Source organism: Nostoc sp. FACHB-133, assembly GCF_014698055.1.
GTDB lineage: Bacteria > Cyanobacteriota > Cyanobacteriia > Cyanobacteriales > Nostocaceae > Nostoc.
In genome coordinates, this window is the sequence record NZ_JACJSH010000009.1 from 182,272 (window position 1) to 205,786 (window position 23,515).

General features: G+C 42.3%; 22 protein-coding genes. 12 read left to right on the forward strand and 10 right to left on the reverse strand.

Translation table 11 applies throughout. The annotated features are described in order from the left end of the window. Positions 1-620: 620 nt before the first annotated feature. From ligA to H6G86_RS10430, 3 genes are all read left to right on the forward strand, one after another. Positions 621-2,657, forward strand: a complete 2,037-nt coding sequence (gene ligA, locus H6G86_RS10420) for an NAD-dependent DNA ligase LigA (protein ID WP_190934253.1) — start codon at positions 621-623, stop codon at positions 2,655-2,657. Positions 2,658-3,098: 441 nt separating this feature from the next. After that, complete coding sequence (locus tag H6G86_RS10425; protein WP_190934254.1) at positions 3,099-4,064, forward strand: TauD/TfdA dioxygenase family protein; 966 nt, start codon at positions 3,099-3,101, stop codon at positions 4,062-4,064. A gap of 281 nt (positions 4,065-4,345) precedes the next feature. Next, the gene (locus H6G86_RS10430; RefSeq protein WP_190934255.1) at positions 4,346-4,576 is read left to right on the forward strand and encodes a DUF6737 family protein; all 231 of its coding nucleotides are present in this window, start codon (positions 4,346-4,348) and stop codon (positions 4,574-4,576) included. Between the two features lie 21 nt (positions 4,577-4,597). On the opposite strand, the gene H6G86_RS10435 is transcribed toward H6G86_RS10430, so the two are convergent. Beyond that, entirely contained in the window at positions 4,598-4,951 is a 354-nt protein-coding gene (locus tag H6G86_RS10435; RefSeq protein ID WP_190934256.1) for a hypothetical protein, read from the reverse strand. Between the two features lie 769 nt (positions 4,952-5,720). Between H6G86_RS10435 and H6G86_RS10440 the strand changes: the two genes are divergently transcribed. Beyond that, positions 5,721-6,941, forward strand: a complete 1,221-nt coding sequence (locus tag H6G86_RS10440; RefSeq protein WP_190934257.1) for a sensor domain-containing diguanylate cyclase — start codon at positions 5,721-5,723, stop codon at positions 6,939-6,941. 469 nt (positions 6,942-7,410) lie between these two features. Here H6G86_RS10440 and H6G86_RS39855 read toward each other — a convergent pair whose 3' ends face one another. Both H6G86_RS39855 and H6G86_RS39860 read right to left on the reverse strand, forming a co-directional pair. Continuing rightward, positions 7,411-7,575, reverse strand: a complete 165-nt coding sequence (locus H6G86_RS39855; protein WP_313930825.1) for a protein kinase domain-containing protein — start codon at positions 7,573-7,575, stop codon at positions 7,411-7,413. Next, complete coding sequence (locus H6G86_RS39860) at positions 7,541-7,729, reverse strand: hypothetical protein (protein WP_313930828.1); 189 nt, start codon at positions 7,727-7,729, stop codon at positions 7,541-7,543. Before H6G86_RS39860 ends, H6G86_RS39855 begins: the two co-directional genes overlap by 35 nt. A gap of 241 nt (positions 7,730-7,970) precedes the next feature. On the opposite strand from H6G86_RS39860, the gene H6G86_RS10455 reads away from it, so the two are divergent. Together H6G86_RS10455 and H6G86_RS10460 are read left to right on the forward strand one after the other, a co-directional pair. Further along, entirely contained in the window at positions 7,971-9,158 is a 1,188-nt protein-coding gene (locus tag H6G86_RS10455) for a glycosyltransferase (protein WP_190934258.1), read from the forward strand. Between the two features lie 185 nt (positions 9,159-9,343). Next, complete coding sequence (locus H6G86_RS10460; protein WP_190934259.1) at positions 9,344-9,802, forward strand: DUF3592 domain-containing protein; 459 nt, start codon at positions 9,344-9,346, stop codon at positions 9,800-9,802. Between the two features lie 116 nt (positions 9,803-9,918). On the opposite strand, the gene H6G86_RS10465 is transcribed toward H6G86_RS10460, so the two are convergent. Beyond that, entirely contained in the window at positions 9,919-11,085 is a 1,167-nt protein-coding gene (locus tag H6G86_RS10465) for a pyridoxal phosphate-dependent aminotransferase (RefSeq protein ID WP_190934260.1), read from the reverse strand. Between the two features lie 310 nt (positions 11,086-11,395). Between H6G86_RS10465 and H6G86_RS10470 the strand changes: the two genes are divergently transcribed. After that, positions 11,396-12,064, forward strand: coding sequence for a ribonuclease T2 family protein (locus H6G86_RS10470; RefSeq protein ID WP_190934261.1), 669 nt, complete (start codon positions 11,396-11,398; stop codon positions 12,062-12,064). 76 nt (positions 12,065-12,140) lie between these two features. On the opposite strand, the gene H6G86_RS10475 is transcribed toward H6G86_RS10470, so the two are convergent. From H6G86_RS10475 to H6G86_RS10485, 3 genes are all read right to left on the reverse strand, one after another. Then, positions 12,141-13,223, reverse strand: coding sequence for a class I fructose-bisphosphate aldolase (locus H6G86_RS10475; RefSeq protein ID WP_190934262.1), 1,083 nt, complete (start codon positions 13,221-13,223; stop codon positions 12,141-12,143). A 147-nt stretch (positions 13,224-13,370) separates the two neighbouring features. After that, positions 13,371-13,685 (reverse strand): DUF1622 domain-containing protein, encoded by a 315-nt coding sequence (locus H6G86_RS10480; protein ID WP_163929876.1) that lies wholly within the window; start codon positions 13,683-13,685, stop codon positions 13,371-13,373. Next, a complete protein-coding gene (locus H6G86_RS10485) occupies positions 13,672-14,037 on the reverse strand; it encodes a DUF1622 domain-containing protein (RefSeq protein WP_174709013.1) in 366 nt (121 codons plus the stop codon). Before H6G86_RS10485 ends, H6G86_RS10480 begins: the two co-directional genes overlap by 14 nt. Positions 14,038-14,243: 206 nt before the next feature. On the opposite strand from H6G86_RS10485, the gene H6G86_RS10490 reads away from it, so the two are divergent. The 5 genes from H6G86_RS10490 (at position 14,244) to H6G86_RS10510 (ending at position 17,898) form a co-directional block, all read left to right on the forward strand. Continuing rightward, complete coding sequence (locus H6G86_RS10490; protein WP_190934263.1) at positions 14,244-14,561, forward strand: hypothetical protein; 318 nt, start codon at positions 14,244-14,246, stop codon at positions 14,559-14,561. A gap of 348 nt (positions 14,562-14,909) precedes the next feature. After that, the gene (locus H6G86_RS10495; protein WP_190934264.1) at positions 14,910-15,908 is read left to right on the forward strand and encodes a M48 family metallopeptidase; all 999 of its coding nucleotides are present in this window, start codon (positions 14,910-14,912) and stop codon (positions 15,906-15,908) included. A 255-nt stretch (positions 15,909-16,163) separates the two neighbouring features. Then, a complete protein-coding gene (locus H6G86_RS10500) occupies positions 16,164-16,754 on the forward strand; it encodes a thioredoxin family protein (protein ID WP_190934265.1) in 591 nt (196 codons plus the stop codon). 516 nt (positions 16,755-17,270) lie between these two features. Further along, positions 17,271-17,591: a 2Fe-2S iron-sulfur cluster-binding protein gene (locus H6G86_RS10505; protein WP_114080152.1), complete on the forward strand. Its 321-nt coding sequence runs from the start codon at positions 17,271-17,273 to the stop codon at positions 17,589-17,591. Between the two features lie 127 nt (positions 17,592-17,718). Further along, complete coding sequence (locus H6G86_RS10510; protein WP_069068215.1) at positions 17,719-17,898, forward strand: DUF8621 family protein; 180 nt, start codon at positions 17,719-17,721, stop codon at positions 17,896-17,898. A gap of 237 nt (positions 17,899-18,135) precedes the next feature. Here the strand turns inward: H6G86_RS10510 and H6G86_RS10515 are convergent, their stop codons facing one another. The 3 genes from H6G86_RS10515 to H6G86_RS10525 form a co-directional block, all read right to left on the reverse strand. Continuing rightward, the gene (locus H6G86_RS10515; protein WP_190934266.1) at positions 18,136-20,109 is read right to left on the reverse strand and encodes a hybrid sensor histidine kinase/response regulator; all 1,974 of its coding nucleotides are present in this window, start codon (positions 20,107-20,109) and stop codon (positions 18,136-18,138) included. Then, a complete protein-coding gene (locus tag H6G86_RS10520) occupies positions 20,102-22,342 on the reverse strand; it encodes an ATP-binding protein (protein WP_190934267.1) in 2,241 nt (746 codons plus the stop codon). The genes H6G86_RS10515 and H6G86_RS10520 overlap by 8 nt, the downstream gene beginning before the upstream one ends. 65 nt (positions 22,343-22,407) lie before the next feature. Beyond that, the gene (locus tag H6G86_RS10525; RefSeq protein ID WP_190934268.1) at positions 22,408-23,412 is read right to left on the reverse strand and encodes a SpoIIE family protein phosphatase; all 1,005 of its coding nucleotides are present in this window, start codon (positions 23,410-23,412) and stop codon (positions 22,408-22,410) included. Between the last annotated feature and the right edge of the window lie 103 nt (positions 23,413-23,515).

Below are 23,515 nucleotides of genomic sequence, written 5' to 3' on the forward strand. Positions count from 1 at the left end.
ATCTTTGGCATAACTTTACTATGTATTTTTAGCTTATTTTCTGCCGATAATAGCTAATTAAAGGCGTGATACTCTCTATTTTGTGCTTTGCACTTTCTTACACTTTAAAGAAAAAGCATTTTAAATCGTTGGGAAGAAAATGAACTCAAATAAGCTTAGTACAAAATACATTTATATTAACTTTAAAAACATCTTATTTCTCCAGCCAATAAGAATGGGTTCTATAGTTATTGATCTATATTTCTGAGATGGGAACGATCAAGATTGCATCACTAGCAATACGGTTCGAATAAGGTTTTTTGATGAAAGTTATAGATTGCAAAGACGTGATAAATCACCGTTTTCACAATAATCAGTCCTTTGTAGAGACGGCGATTTATCGCGTCTCTTCCCTCAACCGAACCGTATTGGCATCACTAGCAATGAAAGTTGCCGAAAGATATGCGGTACTTCCTTGCCCTTGTTGTAGTGATCACCTACCAAGACATCCAATTTGGGTAGAATATAATATGAAAGATTAATTCATCAAAGCCTTGATTTCACAGGTTAGTCGCGGCTATCCAAGCAACAGGCTTCATTATCTTTAAATTTTATTCGCTAGATATTTTGTAATTATTCTAATGACACAGATTAAGCCGGAAGTAAAGCGCACAGAAGAATTGCGCCAGTTATTGCAACAAGCAAGCTTCGCTTATTACGTCCTAGATGCTCCAATTATGGAGGATGCAGTCTATGACCAGCTATATCGAGAATTACAACAACTGGAAATTCAATATCCAGAGTTGACAGCACCAGATAGCCCGACTCAGCGCGTGGGTGAGAGACCAGCAACGCAGTTTACTTCGGTGCGGCATAATATCCCCCTGTACAGTCTGGAAAATGCGTTTAATATTGATGAGTTGCAAGGGTGGGAGCAGCGTTGGCGGCGACAAGTACCGAAAATAGATTCGGTGGAATATGTAACTGAACTGAAAATTGATGGTTCTGCTTTGGCTCTTACCTACCAAAATGGCATTTTAGTTAGGGGGACAACTAGGGGTGATGGCGTGACAGGTGAAGATATCACCCAAAATGTGCGGACAATTCGCTCAATTCCCTTGCGTTTAAATTTTGAAGGGTTAGAAATTCTAGAAAGGGTGGAAGTTCGAGGCGAGGCGTTTTTGCCGTTGGAAGTATTTAAACAAATCAACGAGGAAAGGCAAAAAGCAGGGGAGCAATTATTCGCTAATCCCCGGAACGCCGCAGCAGGTACACTCAGGCAATTAGACTCGCGCATTGTCGCTAAACGGCGGTTAGCTTTCTTTGGCTATACCCTGCACATTCCTGGTAGAGATGACACCAGTATTGCCAATACCCAATGGGAAGCGTTGGAGTTGTTAGAAAAGATGGGTTTTCAAGTGAACCCAAACCATAAATTGTGTGCCTCGATCGCAGAAGTGGCAAAATATTATGAATATTGGGATACGGAACGCCTGAATTTACCCTATATGACTGATGGGGTGGTAGTAAAGCTAAATTCTTTTAAACTTCAGGAACAGCTAGGGTTTACCCAGAAATTTCCTCGCTGGGCGATCGCGTTAAAGTACCCCGCCGAAGAAGCACCCACCCGTGTGGAAAATATTGCTGTAAATGTCGGACGAACTGGGGCGTTAACGCCGCTAGCAGAAATGCGCCCTGTACAACTGGCGGGGACAACAGTTTCTCGCGCGACTTTACACAATAGCGATCGCATTACTCAATTAGATATTCGCATTGGGGATACTGTTATTGTCCGCAAAGCTGGAGAAATCATTCCAGAAGTCGTGAGGGTACTCAAAGAACTCCGTCCTGCTGACACTGAACCCTTTGTTATGCCTACCCATTGCCCTGTCTGCGATCAAGCAGTGGTGCGAGAATCAGGTGAGGCGGTGACTCGGTGCGTCAATGCTTCCTGTGCAGCGATTCTCAAAGGCTCTATTGAACATTGGGTAAGTCGTGATGCGTTGGATATTAAAGGTTTAGGCGAAAAGCTAGTGCATCAACTTGTTGATAAAGTTTTAGTCCATTCCGTTGCCGATTTATATGAGTTGACAGCAGATAAGTTATGTGCATTAGAAAGGATGGGGCAAAAGTCAGCAGAGAAATTGATTGATGCGATCGCTCAATCAAAAAATCAACCTTGGTCAAGGGTATTGTATGGTTTAGGTATTCGTCACGTTGGCAGTGTTAATGCCCAATTGTTGACTCAGAAATATTTCACCGTAGATCAGTTAGCGACAGCAAAGCAATCAGATATTGAAGGAATTTACGGTATCGGTGCTGAAATTGCCCAATCTGTGTACCAGTGGTTTCGGATTGATGCCAACCAAAGATTGATAGAACGCTTGCAAGTAGAAGGATTACAATTAACTGCCCCAGAAGAAACAAAAACACTTGGTGATGGTAATCAAAAGTTTGCAGGTAAAACTTTTGTAGTTACAGGGACATTACCAACCCTAAAGCGAGACGAGGCAAAGGCTTTGATTCAAAAAGCTGGTGGCAAAGTGACTGATTCGGTGAGTAAAAAGACAGATTATTTGGTAGTAGGAGAAGATGCAGGTTCTAAACTAGAAAAAGCGCTCTCTTTAGGAATTACACAGTTAAGCGAAGCGCAGTTGCTGGAAATGTTTAACGAATAATTCGTAATTAAAAAAACGGGTTAGAGTATAAAGGCTTCTACAGCTTAAACTTTCTTAAGCTTAAGAAATCTAATTTGCATCCCCCAAAAAATAAATCTCTTGTGGGGTGGACATCTTGTCCGCCCTAGTTGTGCCAATTAAATGCACGACATAATTACGTTTATATCAAGGCTCGATCCTCCCTAAGCCTCCTTAAAAAAGAGGGAAATTAGAGCAAGGCTAAGTTGCCCAAAGTCATCTGTAGCAAGCCCATAGGGTGCAAATGATTAGGCAGTTTAAAATTCGATATTTTTATACTACTGCAAATCGATAGATTTAACGTATGATATTTTTCAAATGCGATCGCTTCCTTTGGGATGTAGCCATTGAGTGCAAACAACATACCAAAGGAAACGGACGAGTGTGAACATCGCCCTATGAATCAAACTATGGAGAATTCAGATGACTAACAAACACATTGAAGTCAAACAGGTAGCTGGTTTCATTGGTGCTGAAATCAGTGGCGTAGACCTTTCACGTCCTTTGCACGATGATGCAGTTAAAGAAATTCGTCAAGCGCTATTGAAGTGGAAAGTCGTGTTCTTTCGCGGTCAGAACATCGATCATGCTGCACAGGTTGCATTCACGGCTCGTTTTGGCGAAGTGACCTACGCACATCCCCACGAAGATGAGCCGGTAGAAGGTTTCTCAGAAATCTTACCAATTGACCGCAGCCGTTACGAACGGCGCAATGGTCTACGGCGTTCCAGCTACGAGAGTCGCTGGCATACCGATGTAACAGCAGTTGTCAATCCACCTGCGGCATCGATTTTGCGTGCAGTTAACGTTCCTAGTTTCGGTGGTGACACACAGTGGACTAATTTGGTCGCAGCCTACGAGGGTCTGTCAGCACCCCTGCGGGCGCTAGCAGACGGGTTGAAAGCTGAACATCGCTTCAATGCGCGTTTAAATCTGCCCAGCAATAGCAAGATCGCCCAGCGCATTGCTGCCAATCCACTGGTTTCAATCCACCCAGTTGTCAGGGTTCATCCTGAGACAGGCGAACGAGCATTGTACGTGAATCCTGGTTTCACCTCACACATTCTTGACGTGTCACGACAAGAAAGCGACCTGCTGCTTGAGTTATTCTTCAACCAAATCACCAAGCCTGCCTACACCACTCGCTTCCGATGGAACAATGGCGACATTGCCTTCTGGGACAATCGCGCCACCTCGCATTTAGCCCCACAGGATCTGGATCATCTGGAAGTTGAGCGCGTCCTCTATCGCACAACCATCACGGGTGACGTTCCAGTTGGGCCAGATGGTTTCCGATCGCAAGTGGTTGAAGGTGAAGCGTTCAGTAGCGAATTACCAACCATCTTGAAGAACAGAGCCGATAAGCTAGAAGCAGCAGTGCTTTCCTAAGTAGTTAAAAGCTTATATACAAGGCTTTACCCACCTACGCGGGTTCATAACAAGGGGCAAAATCCCCTTGTTAATTTTTTCTGAGTCTACGGAGGTGGACGATAACCAAAATTGATCTGGATTGTACTGTTATATTTCTGAAGAATATTACCAAAACCTTGATAATATTGATAGCGATACCTGCGGTGGGCAAAGCCAACGCGTTCAACTCTGGAACCCTAGTAGATCGTTTACCCTAAAAATGGTCAAAGGTAAATTTGGAGTTTTATTAAATAAAACAAATGTCCGAAGAAAAGCCTATAAGTCCTTGGAACTACAAACCTTGGTGGTGTCAGCCCTGGTCTATAGTTCTCACAGGTGTAACACTGATTAGTGGTAGCTGGTTACTATTTAAAACTATCTGGTTAACCATTCTCGTCTCTATCCCTATAGTGATGTGGATGGGATTTTTTGTGTTGTTTTGGCCACAACTAATGATTCGCAGTGGGATTTTAGAGTCATATAAAGACTAATTCTAGAGAAAATTCTAGGTTTCATAATTCTTGCTTTTGCGTAACAATCCACATCAAATCTAACCACAATTGAGGAGAAGCCTTCCTAATCTGCGATTTGGGGTCGTGCAACAGATTTGTCGCATTCAGGCAAACAACTTCAACTAGACCCAGAGATTCTGCCACTTCTATCAGTAAATTTTTTTCTGCTACTACAGCAGCAATCAGTCTGTCAGGACAGTAAATCCTAATATGTTTGGCATGAGCGGTATACGCTCCTTTTAAGCTAGAATTTAGCACTTTTATATAGCAGTGTCGTAGTAATTCCCATGCTGTCGGGTGAGATTGCTTCATAATAAGGGTAAATTGTTGAGCTAAGTCTTCTTCGGTAATCATTACTTTCTCCATTATTATTGTGCTAAAAACTGTAACTTCATCTCTGCATAGTAAAGATGACGCAGCATTGCTAATGTTGTGTGCATTTTTATCTGAGTAAAATTAGCAATTTTAGTTTGGGTAAAATTTATCCATTGGCAGAATTTGTTGATAAGTTTTCTACGGCTTATGTTACTTTCCTATCAAGGATCAAAGCTGAAACCGATTACTAAAACCGTATCAATCGCTGCTTTATACCAAACTAATCGCTATAAAGCCAAGTTACTGAAAACAGAATTAAGCAGCCAGAATAACTTTTGTGCAAGTGGTAGATGAGTCAGAGCAAAAATTTTGCCCACCACAAGAAAGCTAGTGATATTTTGGTTTTAGTTAAATCGACTATGGCTTTTGAAAAATTAGAGATTAAAGCCAATCAATCAGGATAGCCATCTACGCAGAGATAATCTGGACTGGGCTGCAAAATTAAGCGATCGCACATTTTTATTTTTGCCGTCAGTCTGCTTAGTTGTCTTACGCTCCTTTCGTGAAGTTTTTGGCAAAGAACAGACCGGGGGGAGAGTTCCGAGGGTTGAAATCTAACCCTCAGAATTTCTCTGCATCCACACAAATTAGCAGTATCAAAAATATCCCGTTTTGACAGGAACTCTGCCAGTATGATAAGTTTTGATAATTTTTAGTTGACAATGATAATTTTCAACATTGCTTTGGGTAGAAGACCTTGTAAGCATATAGATGCTCAGAGGATTTGCACGGTGAGAGTTAGGGTGATATGAACAACAGAGCAAACCAAAGGCATGAAGAACATCATGCAATACAATATTTCTGTATATTCAATCGAATGTTGATTTTCGTTGCAGAGATATTTATATCACGCAGCCTTGTTGCTGGAGAGTTAGCCCTGCGGTTGTTGCAAAGATTCCAGCATATCAGACTTTCCTTGCTAAGGCGAGGACACTCATCTGTGAAAACACCAGTTGCTCCTCTATATAAAAATGAAGCAGAAAGGCTCAAAGCATTAACAGACTACAATATTCTGGACACTCTACCTGAACAAGCATTTGATGACCTAACTGCTATTGCTGCCTACATTTGCAAAACTCCAATTGCTTTAATTAGCTTAGTGGATGCCGATCGCCAATGGTTTAAATCTAACATTGGACTAAAAGTTAGAGAAACGCCCAGAGAGTCGGCTTTTTGCTCCTATGCTATTCTGCAACCAGAGAATATATTAGTAGTTCCCAACGCCATCAAGGATGATCGCTTTGCGAACAATCCTCTAGTCAAAAGTAATTCTAAAATTCGTTTTTACGCTGGTGCGCCACTAGTTACGCCTAATGGTTTTCCAATAGGGACGTTGTGTGTTATGGACACCGTTCCTCGTCAGCTAAGTTACCAGCAGTTGGATGCACTGCGCCGCTTAACTCGGCAAGTAATCGCTCAGATGGAACTCATTCAGGAAATTCGCAACCGTAAACAATCAGAGATAGAAGGAAGGCAGTTATCGCTGACCGACGATCTAACAGGTTTGCATAACCGACGTGGCTTCTTCGTGATGGCTGAACAACAGTTGAAAATTGCTCACCGCATGAGATTGTTGTGCTGGGTGATCTTCATTGATTTAGATGGGCTAAAACAGATTAACGACACCCTGGGTCATGATATCGGGGATGCCTTGATTGTTGATGCTGGTCGATTACTCAAGCAAAGTTTTCGGAACTCGGATATTGTTGCTCGCTTGGGTGGAGATGAGTTCATTGTTTTCATCTCCAGCTACTTTAAGGATGCTGATAGCATCCAAGCGTATCTGCAAGTAAATATTGCCAACTTTAATCAACAGCAAAACCGTAGCTATGAACTTTCGATGAGTATGGGAATAGAGCGTTACTCACCAGAAAGTAATATGTCATTAGAACAACTAATTGCCAGGTCTGACGAATTAATGTACGCTCATAAGCGTCTCAAGCGGCAATCTATTCATCAACAAAAATAGGGATTAGTGTTCTTTTATAAATTTTATTTCACTAGAGAAAAATACGCTGATTTCAAATTGGCGAAAATCTTAATAAAAGAACCTGTGTATCGCTATTTATATATCAAAGTGCGATCGCATAAATTGAACGAACTTTGCTGTTATACCTGCCACTTCAGCAGTTAATTAGTATTTTTTCGATACTAGTGAATCCATCTCAGAACTCCGTTAACAAGTCTTTTATACTCGTGAATCCATCTGTCAAGGCTTGAATACCAATAATTTCCACTGCATAGATATCGCTGCTCAATTGTGGAGTGCGATTAGCTAGCTTGTTCACTTGGCATATAACCATGAGTACCAATGGCTACGGTAATTAAGTTGGTAGAAATAAACCAAATTATGTTACGAAACATAAATAGTCTTAAAGTCCTTACTAATGACCAATGACAAAGGACAGCCTTTGCCAGTTAGCTTTAATTGCGCCAACCTACTTAAAAGTTGTTTGTCCTTGAGAATTAGGCATCTGAGTACTAATTTGTTTGACAGCCCCAAAGTCAATTAGTACTATCTTGTTATCTGATGTTCTCCGCCGAATATTAGCCGGCTTGATATCCCGATTAATCACATTGTGCTGATGAACAAGTGTATACATCGGTAGAGAGTGGCTTAAAATGCTTAACAACGCATTGTGGATTCCCCGGTCTTTGAATATCTTGAGCTAAGAAAGTCGTACCAAACCCCCCTTGTACCAGTTGGGTGAGAATTTGGTAGCTTCCACCGATGGTTTGACCCTGCATTAAATTCACCCTTTCTCCCAGATCGAATCACTCACTGATTTTGTTAATCTTGATTTTTGCACAAAATCTAAATAGGCAATAGGGAATGGGGAAAATGAGGGGAAACAGGGGACAAGGTGACAAGATGATTTGAGTGAGAATCTTGCAACAAGTCTTTCCCATTGTCCCCTTCTCCTCTTGGCAATTCCCAATTCCCAATTCCCAATTCCCAATTCCCAATTCCCAATTCCCCATTCCCAATTTTTAACTTATGAGTTTGAGTCTGTGCATGATTGTGAAAAACGAAGCCGCAACACTGCCTAAATGCCTGAACAGTGTCAGAAAAGTGGTGGATGAAATGGTAGTTTTGGATACAGGCTCAATTGATCGCACTCCCAATATTGCCCAACAACTCGGTGCAAAAGTTCATCATTTTAAATGGTGTAATGACTTCAGTGCTGCCCGTAATGCAGCTTTAAAATATGTCACTGGTGACTGGATTTTGATCTTAGATGCTGATGAAACTTTGACTCCAGGCATTGTACCGCAGTTGCGAGAGGCGATCGCCAGAGATGAATACCTGCTCATCAACCTCGTTCGCCAGGAAGTAGGTGCTGAACAATCTCCCTATTCTTTGGTTTCCAGGTTGTTCCGCAATCATCCAGATATTCGTTTTGACCGTCCTTACCATGCCTTAGTGGATGATAGCGTGTCAGCAATTGTAAATAAAGAACCCCATTGGCAAATAGGTTATTTACCTGGGGTCGCACTTGTACACACAGGATATCAAAAAAGTGCGATCACTCAAAATAACAAATATGCCAAAGCAGCTACCGCGATGGAAGGGTTTCTTGCTACTCATCCCGATGACCCTTATGTTTGCAGTAAATTAGGGGCATTGTATGTGGAAACGGGGAAAATTACCCAAGGTATGGAGTTGCTCAGACATGGAATCAGCGTTGCTGAAGAAAATTACGATATTTTATATGAACTCCACTATCATTTAGGCATTGCTTACAGTCGCTTGCAAAAATCCCCACAGGCGATTTCTCACTATAAAGCTGCTATCAAATTGCCAATTTATCCCATGCTCAAATTAGGAGCATACAACAACTTGGGTAACTTACTCAAAGCAGCAGGAGATTTCAACGGTGCCAAAACAGCTTACGCCACAACTTTGAAAATTGACTCTAATTTTGTATTTGGACATTATAATTTAGCGATGACATTTAAGGCTTTGGGTTTATTTACAGATGCGATCGTATATTATCAAAATGCAATTGTGTTAAATCCCAACTATGCCGAAGCGTATCAAAATTTAGGGGTAGTGTTGCTCAAAGTTGGCAATCATCAAGAGAGTTTAACAGCTTTTAGAAAAGCGATCGTCCTTCATGAAAGATATAATCCCGAAGAGGCGAAGAGACTACGCCAGGGGTTGCAAGAGATGGGGTTGATGTAGAGGTGAGGGGGAGAAAGAGGCAGGGGGCATGGGGAGAAGATCGCCTACGAAATTTTGTTGGCACTGTGGCGTAATAGGCTTAAGATTTGCCTCCCCTACTTCTCCCCGATTGTTATCTAATCTGAAAACATCAACCTAAAATTTTCAATCTAAACTTTTAGTTATACTAAACCTTTCAATATTTTATGAATGAAGATACAAAGTTCTTTCGTATATTTGGTTCAATATTTGGCGGTGTTGGCAGTATAATTGCCGTTACGGGCATTATGATTGCATTGAATACTCGTTCCTTTGTTACCTCAGCAATACCAGCACAAGGGACAATAATTGATTTGGTGCAACGTTCATCAACTGATAGAAAAGGTCGTTCTTCTTATGCCTACTATCCAGTAATAAAATTTACCGCTCGTTCTGGGGAAGCAACGGTTTTTGAATCAAATTCAGGCAGCAACCCACCAGAATTTGCTAAAGGTCAGCAGGTAGAAATATTATACAGTCCTGAAAAGCCAAATTCTGCCATGATAAAATCTTGGCTAAGTTTATGGTTTTTACCTGTTATGTTAACTGGCTTAGGATCAATTTTTGCCTTGATTGGAGGAGTTGTACTCATCAAGTCCTTTCCGCGTTTGATAAGTTCTAAGTAAAAGTATTTTGGGAACTAATTTGAGGCTTGAAAATAAACTCCACCAGTTCTGAGTTGAAAAGGTGGAGTAAGCAATTGAAGAGTTAATAAGTTCTCCTCACAAATGACAAATGACAACTAAATACGTGACTTGACAAATTTCTCTAACCTATCCATTCCCTTTTCAATGGTTGCCATATCTGTAGCGTATGAAAGGCGAATGTTGTCATCAGCGCCAAAAGCAATTCCAGGAATGACTGCAACTTGATATTTTTCCAACAAAGCGTCACAAAATTCTAGGGATTTTAGACCGGTTTTGCTAATATCAGGGAACAGATAAAACGCGCCATCTGGTTTTGCAGTACTCAATCCGGGAATGGCGTTGAGTCTGTTTAGCATTACCTGTCGGCGTTTGGCGAAGGCTTGGCGCATTTCTTCGACGCAATCTTGAGAACTTTGTAGCGCTGCGATCGCACCATATTGAGCAAAGGTACACACGTTAGATGTACTATGCCCTTGGATGGTACTTGCTGCTTTAATAATTTCCACTGGACCCGCTAAATAGCCGAGTCTCCAACCAGTCATAGAATAAGCTTTCGCAAACCCATTACTGATCAAAGTGCGGTCAAAAATTTCCTTCCCAAGAGAACCGATGCTGATATGTTCTGCACCGTCGTAGAGAATCTTTTCGTAAATCTCATCAGAGACAACAAAGATATCTGCATCAACTACTACCTGCGCCAGTGCTTTGATTTCGTCTGGCGTGTAAACCATCCCTGTGGGATTAGATGGAGAGTTGAGGATAAATAACTTTGTCTTGGGGGTGATTGCTTTACGGAGTTGTTCGGGAGTAATTTTATAACCCGTTGTGGCATCTGTGGGCACAATTACTGAAACTCCACCGACTAAAGTCACCATTTCGGGATAACTTAGCCAGTAGGGTGCAGGGATAATTACCTCATCACCTGGATCGATTAGCGCCACCATCAAGTTGTACAGAGAATGCTTACCGCCATTAGTGACGATGACATTCTCCGACTTGTAATCAAGACCGTTATCATTTTTGAGCTTATGGGCGATCGCTTCCCTTAACTTTGGTTCTCCGGCTGCTGCACCATACTTGGTTTTGCCTTCATCCAAAGCTTTAACTGCTGCGGCTTTAATATGCGCTGGGGTATCAAAATCTGGTTCTCCAGCGCTAAAACTACAAACATCTATTCCTTCTGCCTTCAGTGCCTTAGCCTTGGCTGCGATCGCTAAGGTCAATGAAGGTGTTACCTGACTTACTCTTGCTGCCAGCTTCATTCTTACTATTTTTTGGCAAATCTTTCACTTATCTAAGGATATCCCAGAATCATTACCGAGATTTGCTTTTTCTGAATTCGTTAGGCAATGGGGAATGGGAAAGAATTCTTGAAGAAGGGAGGGGATTCGACCCCAACTGAACGAGAACTACTTAGTAGAAGTGGGGAATCAGACCTATGTTCCGCAAAGCTTATCGGCACAAAGCTTGGGGTCATTTTCCCCTGCCCCCTACCTCTTATTGAACCTTGATTATTGACTCTTAACAATGTATCGTATATAACTTTATTTTTAGTGCAAACTAACTGTTTTTATGCAGATTAAGAAACTTTTAATTGCATCTTCTCTGTTAATTACTAATCTTTTTATACCTAATGCTGTCATTGCTCAAAATCGCGGTACTCCAGGTAAATTTGATTTTTATGTACTGACACTCTCCTGGTCGCCGGATTATTGTGCAGCAAACGGTACACGTGACCCGCAGCAGTGCGGTTCTGGAAGGAAACTTGGTTTTGTACTACATGGGTTGTGGCCGCAATACCAAACTGGTTATCCTGCTAATTGTTCCACGCAAAAACTACCGTCGGAAGTAAAGCAACGGTTTCCCAATTTGTATCCTAGTAATAAACTTTACGATCATGAATGGGAAAAACATGGTACTTGTTCGGGCAAAACTCCTGCGGAATACTTGACATTGAGTAAAAACTTAAAAGATGCGATCGCTATTCCCGCAGCTTATAATCGCCCTAATAAACCTTTACGTACCACAATTACAAATTTTAAAAATTCATTTGTGAGTGCTAATAATAAAATTACTGCTGATGGTGTAGCACCTTTTTGTTCTGGTTCGGGAAGGTTTTTACAAGAAGTCTTCTTTTGTTATTCCAAAAACGGTGAACCTGGTATTTGTAGCGCCGAGATTTTGAAGCGATCGCGAAAAAGTTGTGGTCAACCAGATTTCTTAGTGAGAAATGTTAGATAGCAATGGGGGATTAGGTGACAGGTGACAGTGAATAATCTGTAACCTGTACCCTGTACCCTGTACCCTTCCCTACTTTTTAAGCGATCGTCACATCTGGCGATAAGTAAACATCTTGAATGGTATGAAATAACTTCACACCTTCCTCAAAAGGACGTTGGAAGGTCTTTCGCCCAGAAATTAATCCTGAACCACCAGCGCGTTTGTTGATTACGGCGGTGCGAATTGCTTCGGCAAAGTCGTTTTTACCAGTTGCGCCACCAGAATTAATTAACCCTACACGCCCAGAGTAGCAATTTAGTACTTGGTAACGAGTTAAATCAATTGGGTGATCGGTTGTCAATTCTGTATAAACGCGCTCATCTGTTTTGCCGTAACTCTTACCACTGGCTTTAGCAACTGCACCATAACCATTGTTATTTTCAGGTAACTTTTGTTTGATGATATCAGCTTCAATCGTCACACCTAAATGATTTGCCTGTCCGGTGAGGTCAGCAGCAAGGTGGTAATCTTTATCTTGTTTAAAAGCGTTGTTCCGCAGATAGCACCAGAGAATTGTTACCATTCCTAATTCATGGGCGCGTTTAAAAGCTTTACTGATTTCCTGAATCTGTCTGGTAGAATTCTCGGAACCAAAGTAGATTGTCGCACCTACTGCCGCCGCCCCTAAATTCCAAGCTTGTTCCACATCAGCAAACAATACCTGGTCAAATTGATTGGGGAAAGTCAGCAATTCGTTGTGATTGATTTTGGCAATAAAAGGAATTTTGTGGGCATACTTGCGCGAAACTATACCTAATGTCCCCAAAGTGGTAGCAACAGCATTGCAACTTGCGGCGATCGCTAATTTGACAATATTTTCTGGGTCAAAGTAAATTGGATTGGGCGCAAAAGACGCACCCGCAGAATGTTCAATCCCTTGGTCTACAGGTAAAATCGAGAGATAACCTGTGTTTGCCAGACGACCAGTAGAATAAAGTAACTGGAGATTACGCAATACTTGAGGATTGCGATCGCTGTTGATCCAGATTCGATCTACAAAGTCTGGCCCCGGCAAGTGTAGTAAATCCTGAGAAACCTTTGCTTTGTAGGTAAGCAGGTCTTCAGCCTCTTTACCTAGCAATGACTCGATAGAACTAGACTCTTTGAGCGTTGTAGTCATAGTTTTTTCCTCAAAAATTGAGCAAATGACCTTTGCCTTTAAGATAGCATTTTTAATATTGCTAACCTGGTTATGCAGGCATTAACTATATGTAAAATCTTTCTGATATGACAGTCTTAAATTATTAGTAAAAACTTTTTTGACTCATTAAACGCGAGATTTTATTGTCAAAATTTGCATTTTCTCCCACACAAATAACTTCTTAAGAAAGATGCGGATTGATAGGATTAAGCTAAAGACTAAAATTTGCCTCCAAGTTCGCAGATTAATTGTCTTTAGCAGAGTTGCTGCAACCATAAAGTTTAAACTTGTTACCACCCCTTCTGCTACTATAAGTCTTGCCTGATAGACATTACACCTGAAAATTAGAGAAAAAATGGCAGCGAAGACATAAGCTGCGATCGCTAAAGAACCTAAAAACTGGATGATTACTGCCCATACTGAGAAATTAAAAAGATTCATCTTTGATATCGTTCTTTTTATTCTTTGCTTGCTCAATTTCTTTTGCCAAAAAGAAATTGAGAATTGTTCGTAGCGCAATGATGGCAGCTAGTTTACCAATTTCGTCCCAAGTTGGAGCGATCGTACTACGTAAAATGTCAGCAGCCAATGCAAACTCAAGGGAAAGAGCCAGCCACATACCCAGCGATAGCCGAATTTCCTCTTTAGCCTCATTCAACTTTTTACGGCGGCTGAAGAAAAAAACCAGGATCTTGGCTACGGCTTCCAAGACGGCTATACCAATGATAATGCCAGTAAAGATATCAACTGCTGTAGCAAGTACAGTCGTCAAATTCGTGACGAAAGCTTCCATATAGTTTATTTCATAGGTTCAAGCAGGCAAACGCCCACGCGCAAAGCATTGGCGATACTTGTCAGTGCAAAGTTAACTGATCCCTACCATCTACTAGCCGCTCAATCATGCTATCTTCGTATCCTATCTACGATTGATAGCAAAATCAATCAAACTTATCTTTTCCTCATTGTGGTAATAATCGTTAAAAGAACAAATACAATTCTATGAGTAAGTTTCAAATCGATATCGACTTCAGCAATATAGATTTAGCTTCCCTTGAGACAGAAGAAGATTTTCAAAGAGAGGCAAAAACATTACTACCAAAGGTACTTGTCAAACTAGGTGAAAGTGTGGGCGAAAAGACTTGGGATGAATTACAGCAAAAGCTGCAAGGAACTGGAGGTAAACTCAAATCTTCTCCAAGCGAGAAACGTAAGTTTATTCAAGAAACAGGAAGAACCTATCAACGAAATGCCAGTAACAGAGAAAAACAAGAACTAGAAGATTATATAGTAGAGCAATTACGCCAATACAAACTGTAAATATCGACCTAAGTAAGTGAGCGTAAATTGTCGTTGGGATAAGGCAATAGGCAACAGGCAATAGGCAATAGGTATAAGGATTTTAGCCTAGTTCATTTCTCTTTACATAGTTTGGTTTTATTGTGCCAACTTACTTAACTTGTATGTCTGAGTAACAGCGATGTCTGTCTATGATGGGCTATGCCTACGTAGCTTCACTGACATGGCTACCGTCGCTCACGCCAACAGACCGAAATCTGCTCAAACGGACTTCGGTCTGTAGTACTTTTGTAAATCTTTAATTTACACAAAATATATTTTGCATTATTTTATAAAAATAATCCTTATATTACAGAGGTATCAACAATAATGCTGAACTGGGATAGAAGACTTCTAACTACTAGTTCTTTGTGCCTACTTTTGTTCAGTGCAATACTGCCAGTCCAGGCTAAACCAGTCCAACCAAAGAAAGCAGCACCCACAGCTACAACAATTTACCAGCAAGCTAAAAAAGAATTACCTGAAGATTTTTATACCCTCTATCGCGTCATAGATAGAGTAGCACGTGCCAACGAATTAGATAATCGTCCTTGGCGGGTTGTGGCTGTTCCCAAGTATGATGTCAATGCTTATGCAAGTGACGTTAATTTGGTTGCTATTTACGATGGCATACTTGACCAGTTAGCTGGTGATTCTTCAGCATTAGCTTGTGTAGTTGCCCATGAAATGGGACATCACACCAAGCGTCACATTGCTGTTGGTGAAGCTAAAAAAACTGAGTTAATTGCCAAAATTCAAGAAGAAGCAACCAAAGAAGTACTAGGAGAAAGAGAAGCTGCAAACCAAGAGTCAACAGCTGCTAACGTTGGCGGTGCCGTTGTAAATCGTGTAGTTGGAGGAACTTTTGGTGGTTTGCTGGGTTCAGTTCTTGGTAATCAAGGCGCTCAAAGACAAGTAGAATCACAGCAACGCATTAATGAGATTGTCGAGAAAAAGAAAAAAGAGTTAGAACAGCGTTTAGCAGAACAAGAACGACAACAAGAGTTTGAAGCTGATGAAATTGGCTACATAGCTTCTGTGAAAGCAGGCTTTGAACCAGAAGGATGTTTAAGAGTAATGCAGGTTTTGGCTCAAACTCCTGGTTCTGAATTTGATACAACTCATCCAGCAGTACCCAAACGAATTGAGGCAATCAAAGCTTTAATTATTAAGTATCCACCCCAGACTTTGGCTAAAGAGGGTGAAACGCGAATATCTAAGACAAAGCCTTTAACTTATAACATTTCTAAAGATAAGACCTCGTTACGGATTAACTCAGTTCGCGGTGGTTCTCAAGCAGATGATATAGAGCGTCGTTTTGGTAAATAAAAACACTAAGTTATGAGTGGCATAAATCTTAAGTAGGGTGTTCACTGCTACATAACACGGTGCGTTAGGCGCGAGAGTCATATTTTTCGTAACAAACTATATCGCAATATGCGCCTAACAACCCTACAAGAATTTTATTTTTACTTTATAAATAGCCTCTAATACCAATTTTGAGTATCAAATTACGTATTAAAGAGCGGCTGGAGTCAGCTAGACTAAAGAAGAAATTGCTTAATAAGTTTTAATAATTCTGTTATGAGTACTGATTCACCTGTTAATTCTCCCGATAAGTCTGAATCTTCATTTGGGAAGCGTTTGAGAAACTTCTTAGTTGTAATGGTAGCGATCGCTCTTAGCGTTGCCCTCGTCTTAGGATTGCGAACTGAAACAACCTCAGCAACTCTAGCCAAGTTAAGCGATTCGTCCACACCATTAGAAATAGCCGTCAGCAACGGCAAACCATCTCTAGTAGAGTTTTATGCTGATTGGTGTACTGTCTGTCAGAAAATGGCACCAGATATCACTCAACTAGAAACAGAGTATGCTGACAAGATGAATTTTGTCATGCTGAATGTGGATAATACCAAATGGCTACCGGAAATGCTGAAATATCGGGTGGACGGGATTCCCCATTTTGTATTTTTGAGTCAGCAAGGGGAAACTATAGCTCAAGCGATCGGCGATCAACCCCGCACAATTATGGCTAGTAACTTAGAAGCTTTGGTTACTGGTTCGTCTCTTCCTTATGCTCAAGCTAGCGGAAAAGTTTCCAAATTTTCAGCCCCAGTAGCACCAACAGCTAGTCAAGATGACCCCCGCAGTCATGGCAGCCAGGTAGTAAATTAAAGTAATTCGTAATTCGTAATGACGCTCGCGGACTCGCTACCGCTACGCTGTTTTCATGCCCAAAGGGCTGTACGTAATTCGTAATTACTCTCGGTTCGCCCATTTTTTAGAGAGTTAGAAAAAGTAGATAGTCAAAAGTATACCGAAAGCCATATTCCCTAAAAGACTAATAGTAAAGTTATTAGATAAGTGACCTACTTACCTTTCAGGGTTTTATTGACCGGGATAAATGAGTTTACCTTGGGATAAGCAAAACGGTATCAAAAGTTACTCTTGAGTAATAAATCCAACTACTTTCGACTCTCTATCCTAAGCGATCGCGCATATTTATAGTAAGCAAATTTAACTAATTTATGTGTATCGTATAGTAAATAATGTTACTAATCTATAACTTATTCAGAATTAGTTGCTATAATTGTCCCTCTCTAACCTAAACTTTTATAGTAACATCTGGATATTTTGAACTAATTCAGATAAAGTAATACATTTGTCCGTTGCATCACGCTTCTTTTGTATATGCCCAAAACTTACACCGTAGAAATTGATCACCAAGGCAAAATTCATACCTTGCAAGTTCCTGAAAATGAAACGATCTTATCAGTTGCCGAGGCTGCTGGTTTGGAATTGCCGAGTTCTTGCAATGCAGGTGTTTGTACAACTTGCGCCGGTCAACTATCTGAGGGAACTGTAGATCAAACTGATGGGATGGGCGTTAGTCCAGATTTACAAAAGCAAGGTTACGTATTGCTTTGTGTTGCCAAACCCCTTTCTGATTTGAAACTTCAGACAGAAAAGGAAGACGTAGTTTATCAGTTACAATTTGGCAAAGGCAAATAATCAGCGAACAGTTATTCATAACTGAATAACTGTTCACTCAGATTACCAAATCTGATAAGTTACACAAGTATTTCATCGCCGATGAAGTCAGCTATTATAGAAACTACAAATTAACAGGATTTACAAAATGACGACTCATTTTATTACCGCAGAAATTGATTTACAAGAAACTCCCGCAGAGTTACTAGAAGTAATTGAAACAGAGTTAAAGAAACAAGGCGAACCTCTGCGTTGGGCAGTTACTTCTGTGGATGCTGACGAACAAAAAGCTACAGTTGAAGCCGTTGTCACGACAGTTAATAGTTAGAGGATGTTTGAAAAGTCCTCTTGTCGGGAGCAAAAATTTTAGATCCCCCTAAATTCCCCGATAAATTGGGGGGGCTTTGATTCTGCTTCCCCTCTTTGTGGGTGTAAAAACTAAAAGCTCGGAAGTAGAAGAGTGAAACCACCCAAAAAACTGACTTGTTTTACTTGGGTCTGTTTGAATGCGATCGCCAGTCAAGAAGTTGGTGCAGATATAGCTGGAATTTTTCACCAATCGTTGCTATTCAGCGACTATTGTCACAATAGCCTGCATTAGTACCTCTACCTCAATTGGTTTAGAAATATGCTGTTGAAATCCGGCTGCTAGTGCCAGTTGTTGATCGATCTCTCCTGCATAAGCTGTAAGGGCGATCGCTGGAATTTCTCCGCCTTGATCAGACGGCTGCTTTCTAATTTGACGAATTAGTGTGTAGCCATCCATATCGGGCATACCAATATCACTGATTAGCAAATCAAATTTTGCTTGCCCCAAAGTGCTTAGAGCATCATGTGCTGATTCAGCTTCAGTCACTTGCGCCCCATACTGTTCTAGCAGGAAGGCAATGAATTCCCGTGAATCTCTGTCATCATCTACAAGCAGGGCTTGCAATCCATTCAGATTGAAGTCTGAGCGATTATGGAACGCAGTATCATCTTGATTCAGTTTTGCCGCAGCGATCGGTGGAAACTTGACTATAAACGTTGCTCCTTGACCGACTCCAGGGCTTTCTGCCTGAACGGTTCCGCCATGCAATTCAACTAAATGACGCACGATCGCTAACCCTAATCCCAGTCCTCCAAATCTTCGGGTTGTTGTCCCATCGGCTTGGCGGAAATAGTCAAAAACATAAGGCAGAAAGTCAGCAGAGATCCCCATACCAGTGTCGCTGACAGTGATTTGAGTGTATTCTGAAGGATTAGTATCTAGTTCATTCTCGATCCTTTCTAACCGCACCTCTACTCGACCACCCTGTGAGGTAAATTTAATCGCGTTGGAAAGTAGATTCCAAACAACCTGTTGCAGGCGACTAGAATCACCCAACACTTGCCCAACGTTTGGTTCAAATACTGTTTCAATCTGAATAGATTTAGCTTCAGCAGCTAGCTGCACGGTTTCCAGAGCAGCTTTGATAGTTAAATTTAGACCGACTGGAACTGTATGCAAACTCAACTTGCCTTGGAGAATACGCGATACATCGAGTAAATCTTCAATTAGTTGCGCTTGCAGTTTAGCGTTACGCTCAATCGTTTCAAGCGCATACTGAGTTTTGGCTGCGTCCTGGTGGCTCGTTTGCAAAATTTTTGTCCATCCCAAAATCGGATTCAGGGGCGATCGCAATTCATGAGACAGTACTGCCAGAAACTCATCTTTAATTCGATTGGCTTGTTGCGCTTGTTCAGTTTGTTGCTGCAAAGAAATCATCAGCTGATTGAGGCGATCGTTCTGCTCTTGCAGCAACGCTGATGCTCGCTTCCGTTCGGTGATATCGGACAGGATGAAAACGGCACCAGTGAGAGTCCCATACCCATCAAATACTGGGTCAATAGTTTTGGCAAACCAGCGTTCTGTGGACTGAAATTCTAGAACTTGCCGTTGGTGAGTTTCTTTCGCCCGACGAAAGCAAGTGCCATCACCAATTCCCAATTCTGCGCCCATCAACTCATAGTGAACACAACCTAAGATTTCGTGGGAGGGCTTGCAAAAAAGCTGCATCATCGCTAGATTACAGCGCAGAATTATACCTTCCCCGTCTACCAGACATACGCTGTCCTTGATAGAGTCAAAGGTAGTTTGCCACTCTCGTGCTAAGGATAAAGCAGCTTCCTCCGCTCGTCGAATTCGCAGCAGCGATCGCACTGTCGCCAGCAGTTCAATGGGTTCAACAGGTTGCACCAGATAAGCATCGGCACCACTGTCTAAGCCTTCTGCTTTATCCTGGCTTTGGACAAAACTTGCAGAAAGGTGTAGCACGGGAATAAAAGCAGTTTCGGGATTTGCCTTAATTTGGCGACAGACTTCAAAGCCGTTAATATCTGGTAATTTGACATCCAAAATCACCAGAGCAGGTTGATGTTCATTAGCTGCCTTTAATCCTGTGGCTCCCGTTGCCGCTTCCACGACGGTAAAGCCTGCATTTTGCAAAATTCGGGTGACGATGTAACGATTGGCTTCGTTATCGTCAACATGCAGGATGATAACCTGTGGCTCAGACATGACTTTGCCCACAAGAATTTAGAACAAGCCCAGCTTTGATCAGCGCCTCTTGAAGTTGGGCGTTCGCCGTACCCTTACGGGAAAGCAAGCTACCCGGAGCATTCCGCAGGAAAGGCGAGGCGTAGCCCATCGTTGCGCTTTGAGAGCCTGTTTCTTTGGAAAGAATGGCAATGCTTTTTTTTGCTAGTTGGCTCTGAGTTTCTGCATCAAGTTGTGCCGATGAGTAGATGATCACAGGAATCGACTGAGTGACAGGATTGCTTTTAAGCTGCTTGAGTACATCAAACCCACTTAACTCTGGCATCTCCAAGTCAAGGATGATCGCAGTCGGTTGCTCGCGTTCTGCCAAATTTAATCCTTCCCATCCGTTCATGGCTTCTAAAATACTCAATTGTGTATTTACCAACAACTGTTTCACCAAATACCGATAGGCAGGGTCATCGTCAATTAACAAGATTTTTTGAGGCTTGTTCTGATTAATTAGCGTATTAAGTTTATTCAACAACTGCAATCTGTCTACCGGCTTAATTAAAAAACCGTTGGCTCCTAGGGCTAGTGCTTGCTTCTCGTTATCAATGATGGTAATAACTATTACAGGTATGTTGCGGGTGGTTTCATCTCCTTTGATTTCTCGCAAGAACGTCCAGCCGTTTTGCCCTTCTAGCATAATATCGAGCATAATCGCCGCAGGTTGAAGTTGTTGTAAGGCAAGCCTAGCTTGAGCCAAAGTGCGGGTCGCAATTAATTGATAGGCTGACTCCTGAAGGTGCTTTTCGTAAATAAATAGCGTTTCTCGATGATCTTCAACTGCCAGAATTGGCAGACGAGTTACTTCAAGTGGTGCGATCGTCTCCGCTCGACCGTCGGACATAGGTTGCAGTAGGGTGGGAAATTCGGTTGAATATGGGTAGACGATGGGAATCGATGCTGTAAATGTGGAGCCTTCACCCAGTTTACTTGTAACTGAAATGCTGCCGCCTAGTAGCTCTGTGAGCTTGTGCGATAACGGCAATCCTAACCCGGTTCCCTTCACCTGCTTTTGCAGAGAAGACTCAATTTGGACAAAATCCTCAAAAATGCGCTCCACATCGTCTGGAGCAATCCCAATGCCCGTATCAGACACGGAGAAGGTCACGGTATGGCCCCTTTGCACAGCCGTTACACGCACTTCTCCCTGCTCGGTAAATTTGAGAGCATTGGAGATAAAGTTTCTCAGAATTTGCGCGACTTTGCCCTCATCACTATATATTTGCCCAATGCCTTCAGGTTCCTCGACAATTAGCGCGACAGAGGAGTCTTGAACCAATAATGGGCGCAGCATTCCCCGCAGTGTGGCAAACAAATCACTAACTTCAAAATAACTGGGACGCACTTCAATTTTTCCAGCTTCGACCTTTGCCAAATCCAGCAAGTCATTTACCAATTCTGATAATCCGCTCGCCGCCTTTTGGATGAATGTCACCTGCTTTTCTTGCTCGACGGTCAAATCACCATCCATCCGTGCCAGCAGCATCCGAGATAGGGATAGAATCGAGTTAAGCGGTGTACGAAACTCATGGCTCATGTTTGAGAGAAAGCGGGTTTTTAGCTCGTTTGCCTTTTGCAAAGAGTCTGCTTTTTCATCCAATTCTGCATAGAGGGCAACCACACCGCGATTGGTATCTTCCAGTTCTCGGTTGAGCTGGGTTAGTTCTTCCTCGCGCTTGCGTAGCTCTGCCATTGCCCGCAGTAATTCCTGGTTTTGTCGCTGAATTTCTTCATAGGGATTCTGGGGCGATCGCTCCATCACGCTTTCTCGAATCTGCTGCAATTGCAAATCGGTGAAATTAGGTGTGCGCTTCGACAACCTTTTACTCATCACCACCGTTGTTCCCTGTCCAGGTAGCGATTCCATCTCAAAGAAATCCATCAGCTTCCGGCTACCCATGATGCCTAGCCCCATTCCGGTTTCAGAGGTGTAGCGTCCTGCCAAAACGTCTTCCAGATGAGGAATGCCACTACCCCGATCCTGAATCCGAATCAGGAACTCTTGAGGTTCTCCTGCCACAGAAAATTCAACGGTTCCACCTTTGGCATACTGAAAGGCGTTGCGAGCAATTTCTGAAACTGCCGTCGCCAATCGTGCCTGATCTTGGGGATCAAAGCCCAATTGCTCGGCGATCTCACGAGTTCGTTGCCGAGCTTGGACAACATCTTGTTCGTTCTGGATTTCGAGGGTGAAAATAGTTGTCAAGTCGCTTCACTCCAATTCAAAATTCTTAAATATTCTGCCCCCTGCCCCCTTGCCCCCTGCCTCCTTCATCTGCCCATTCCCTTAGCCACTAACACTGTCACATCGTCCCGGTCACGGTTAAAGTCTCGGTATAAGACACCTGCAATCAGGCTGGGATGTTTTTGACTCAAGCCTGGATAGCGATCGAGCTGCCACTTAGTGTCTAATCCGTCAGAATGCATAATTAAAAGTCCGTTGGCATACCAGGGATAGCTAAACTCTTGAATTTTGCGGATTTCATGTCCCACTGTGCCGTTGTTAGATATCAGATGGTGGCGTTCAGGAAATGAGAAAATGCTGGCAGCGATATTGCCAATGCCGGCAAAGCGGACAGACTGTTGTTCAAAGTCGATTTCAGCAATGGCGAGTGCTGCTCCTCGCGTACTTCGCAAGGCGGCGTGGGCAGCTTCGACGATCGCAGCAGGAGAGCGATCGTGTTCTTGAAAAATTCTTACGGCTTTTGAGGAAGCAGTAGCAGCCGCAGGCCCATGCCCTAAGCCATCGGCTACTAGCAACAGGCTGCGGCAACGATCAACTTGATATGCCCAGGCATCTCCTGAAATCTCCTCGCCTCGTTTGGGCAAACAGATCGTCCCAATTTCTAAGGTCTTTTCCGGCAGATGGGGTGTAGAGTCTGACCAGAGGTGGACAAGGAGCGCTGTCCCCTGGTTGCGAATGGAGTAAATTTCTAATAAACCAGAGAGGCGAGAAATTGCACCCAGTCCATTGCCTAAAGTTCCACCTGTGGAAAAGCCATCTTGCAAACACTCGTCCACATCAACCATTCCCCGTCCTTTATCTAGCGATAAGACTTCAATACCGATGGCTGAATCATGTTCGAGCAATCTTAGTAACAACACTCCACCCTGACCGTGCTGGATCAGATTGTTCGCAATCTCTGTCACAACAATGCCAACCTTGCCCCGTTGCGTTTCCTGAAATCCAAGCCGAGTTGCTAAAGCGATCGCCACCCGTCGCGCTTCCCCAGTCTGGCTAGATTCAGTAATTGTAATGGCGACAGATTCTCTCATTTTAAGTAAGCCGTGGGAAAAATTTATAAGTATGTAACAAAAAATTAAGCAGAAGAATTGGAGTTAAATCTTATACGCTGTGTACTATATTTTCCCTTCTCTG

Coding starts and splice junctions, on each gene's coding strand:
- ligA (WP_190934253.1), top strand. CDS start 621: ATGACACAGATTAAGCCGGAAGTAAAGCGCACAGAAGAATTGCGCCAG.
- H6G86_RS10425 (WP_190934254.1), top strand. CDS start 3,099: ATGACTAACAAACACATTGAAGTCAAACAGGTAGCTGGTTTCATTGGT.
- H6G86_RS10430 (WP_190934255.1), top strand. CDS start 4,346: ATGTCCGAAGAAAAGCCTATAAGTCCTTGGAACTACAAACCTTGGTGG.
- H6G86_RS10435 (WP_190934256.1), bottom strand. CDS start 4,951: ATGATTACCGAAGAAGACTTAGCTCAACAATTTACCCTTATTATGAAG.
- H6G86_RS10440 (WP_190934257.1), top strand. CDS start 5,721: ATGAACAACAGAGCAAACCAAAGGCATGAAGAACATCATGCAATACAA.
- H6G86_RS39855 (WP_313930825.1), bottom strand. CDS start 7,575: ATGTATACACTTGTTCATCAGCACAATGTGATTAATCGGGATATCAAG.
- H6G86_RS10455 (WP_190934258.1), top strand. CDS start 7,971: ATGAGTTTGAGTCTGTGCATGATTGTGAAAAACGAAGCCGCAACACTG.
- H6G86_RS10460 (WP_190934259.1), top strand. CDS start 9,344: ATGAATGAAGATACAAAGTTCTTTCGTATATTTGGTTCAATATTTGGC.
- H6G86_RS10465 (WP_190934260.1), bottom strand. CDS start 11,085: ATGAAGCTGGCAGCAAGAGTAAGTCAGGTAACACCTTCATTGACCTTA.
- H6G86_RS10470 (WP_190934261.1), top strand. CDS start 11,396: ATGCAGATTAAGAAACTTTTAATTGCATCTTCTCTGTTAATTACTAAT.
- H6G86_RS10475 (WP_190934262.1), bottom strand. CDS start 13,223: ATGACTACAACGCTCAAAGAGTCTAGTTCTATCGAGTCATTGCTAGGT.
- H6G86_RS10480 (WP_163929876.1), bottom strand. CDS start 13,685: ATGAATCTTTTTAATTTCTCAGTATGGGCAGTAATCATCCAGTTTTTA.
- H6G86_RS10485 (WP_174709013.1), bottom strand. CDS start 14,037: ATGGAAGCTTTCGTCACGAATTTGACGACTGTACTTGCTACAGCAGTT.
- H6G86_RS10490 (WP_190934263.1), top strand. CDS start 14,244: ATGAGTAAGTTTCAAATCGATATCGACTTCAGCAATATAGATTTAGCT.
- H6G86_RS10495 (WP_190934264.1), top strand. CDS start 14,910: ATGCTGAACTGGGATAGAAGACTTCTAACTACTAGTTCTTTGTGCCTA.
- H6G86_RS10500 (WP_190934265.1), top strand. CDS start 16,164: ATGAGTACTGATTCACCTGTTAATTCTCCCGATAAGTCTGAATCTTCA.
- H6G86_RS10505 (WP_114080152.1), top strand. CDS start 17,271: ATGCCCAAAACTTACACCGTAGAAATTGATCACCAAGGCAAAATTCAT.
- H6G86_RS10510 (WP_069068215.1), top strand. CDS start 17,719: ATGACGACTCATTTTATTACCGCAGAAATTGATTTACAAGAAACTCCC.
- H6G86_RS10515 (WP_190934266.1), bottom strand. CDS start 20,109: ATGTCTGAGCCACAGGTTATCATCCTGCATGTTGACGATAACGAAGCC.
- H6G86_RS10525 (WP_190934268.1), bottom strand. CDS start 23,412: ATGAGAGAATCTGTCGCCATTACAATTACTGAATCTAGCCAGACTGGG.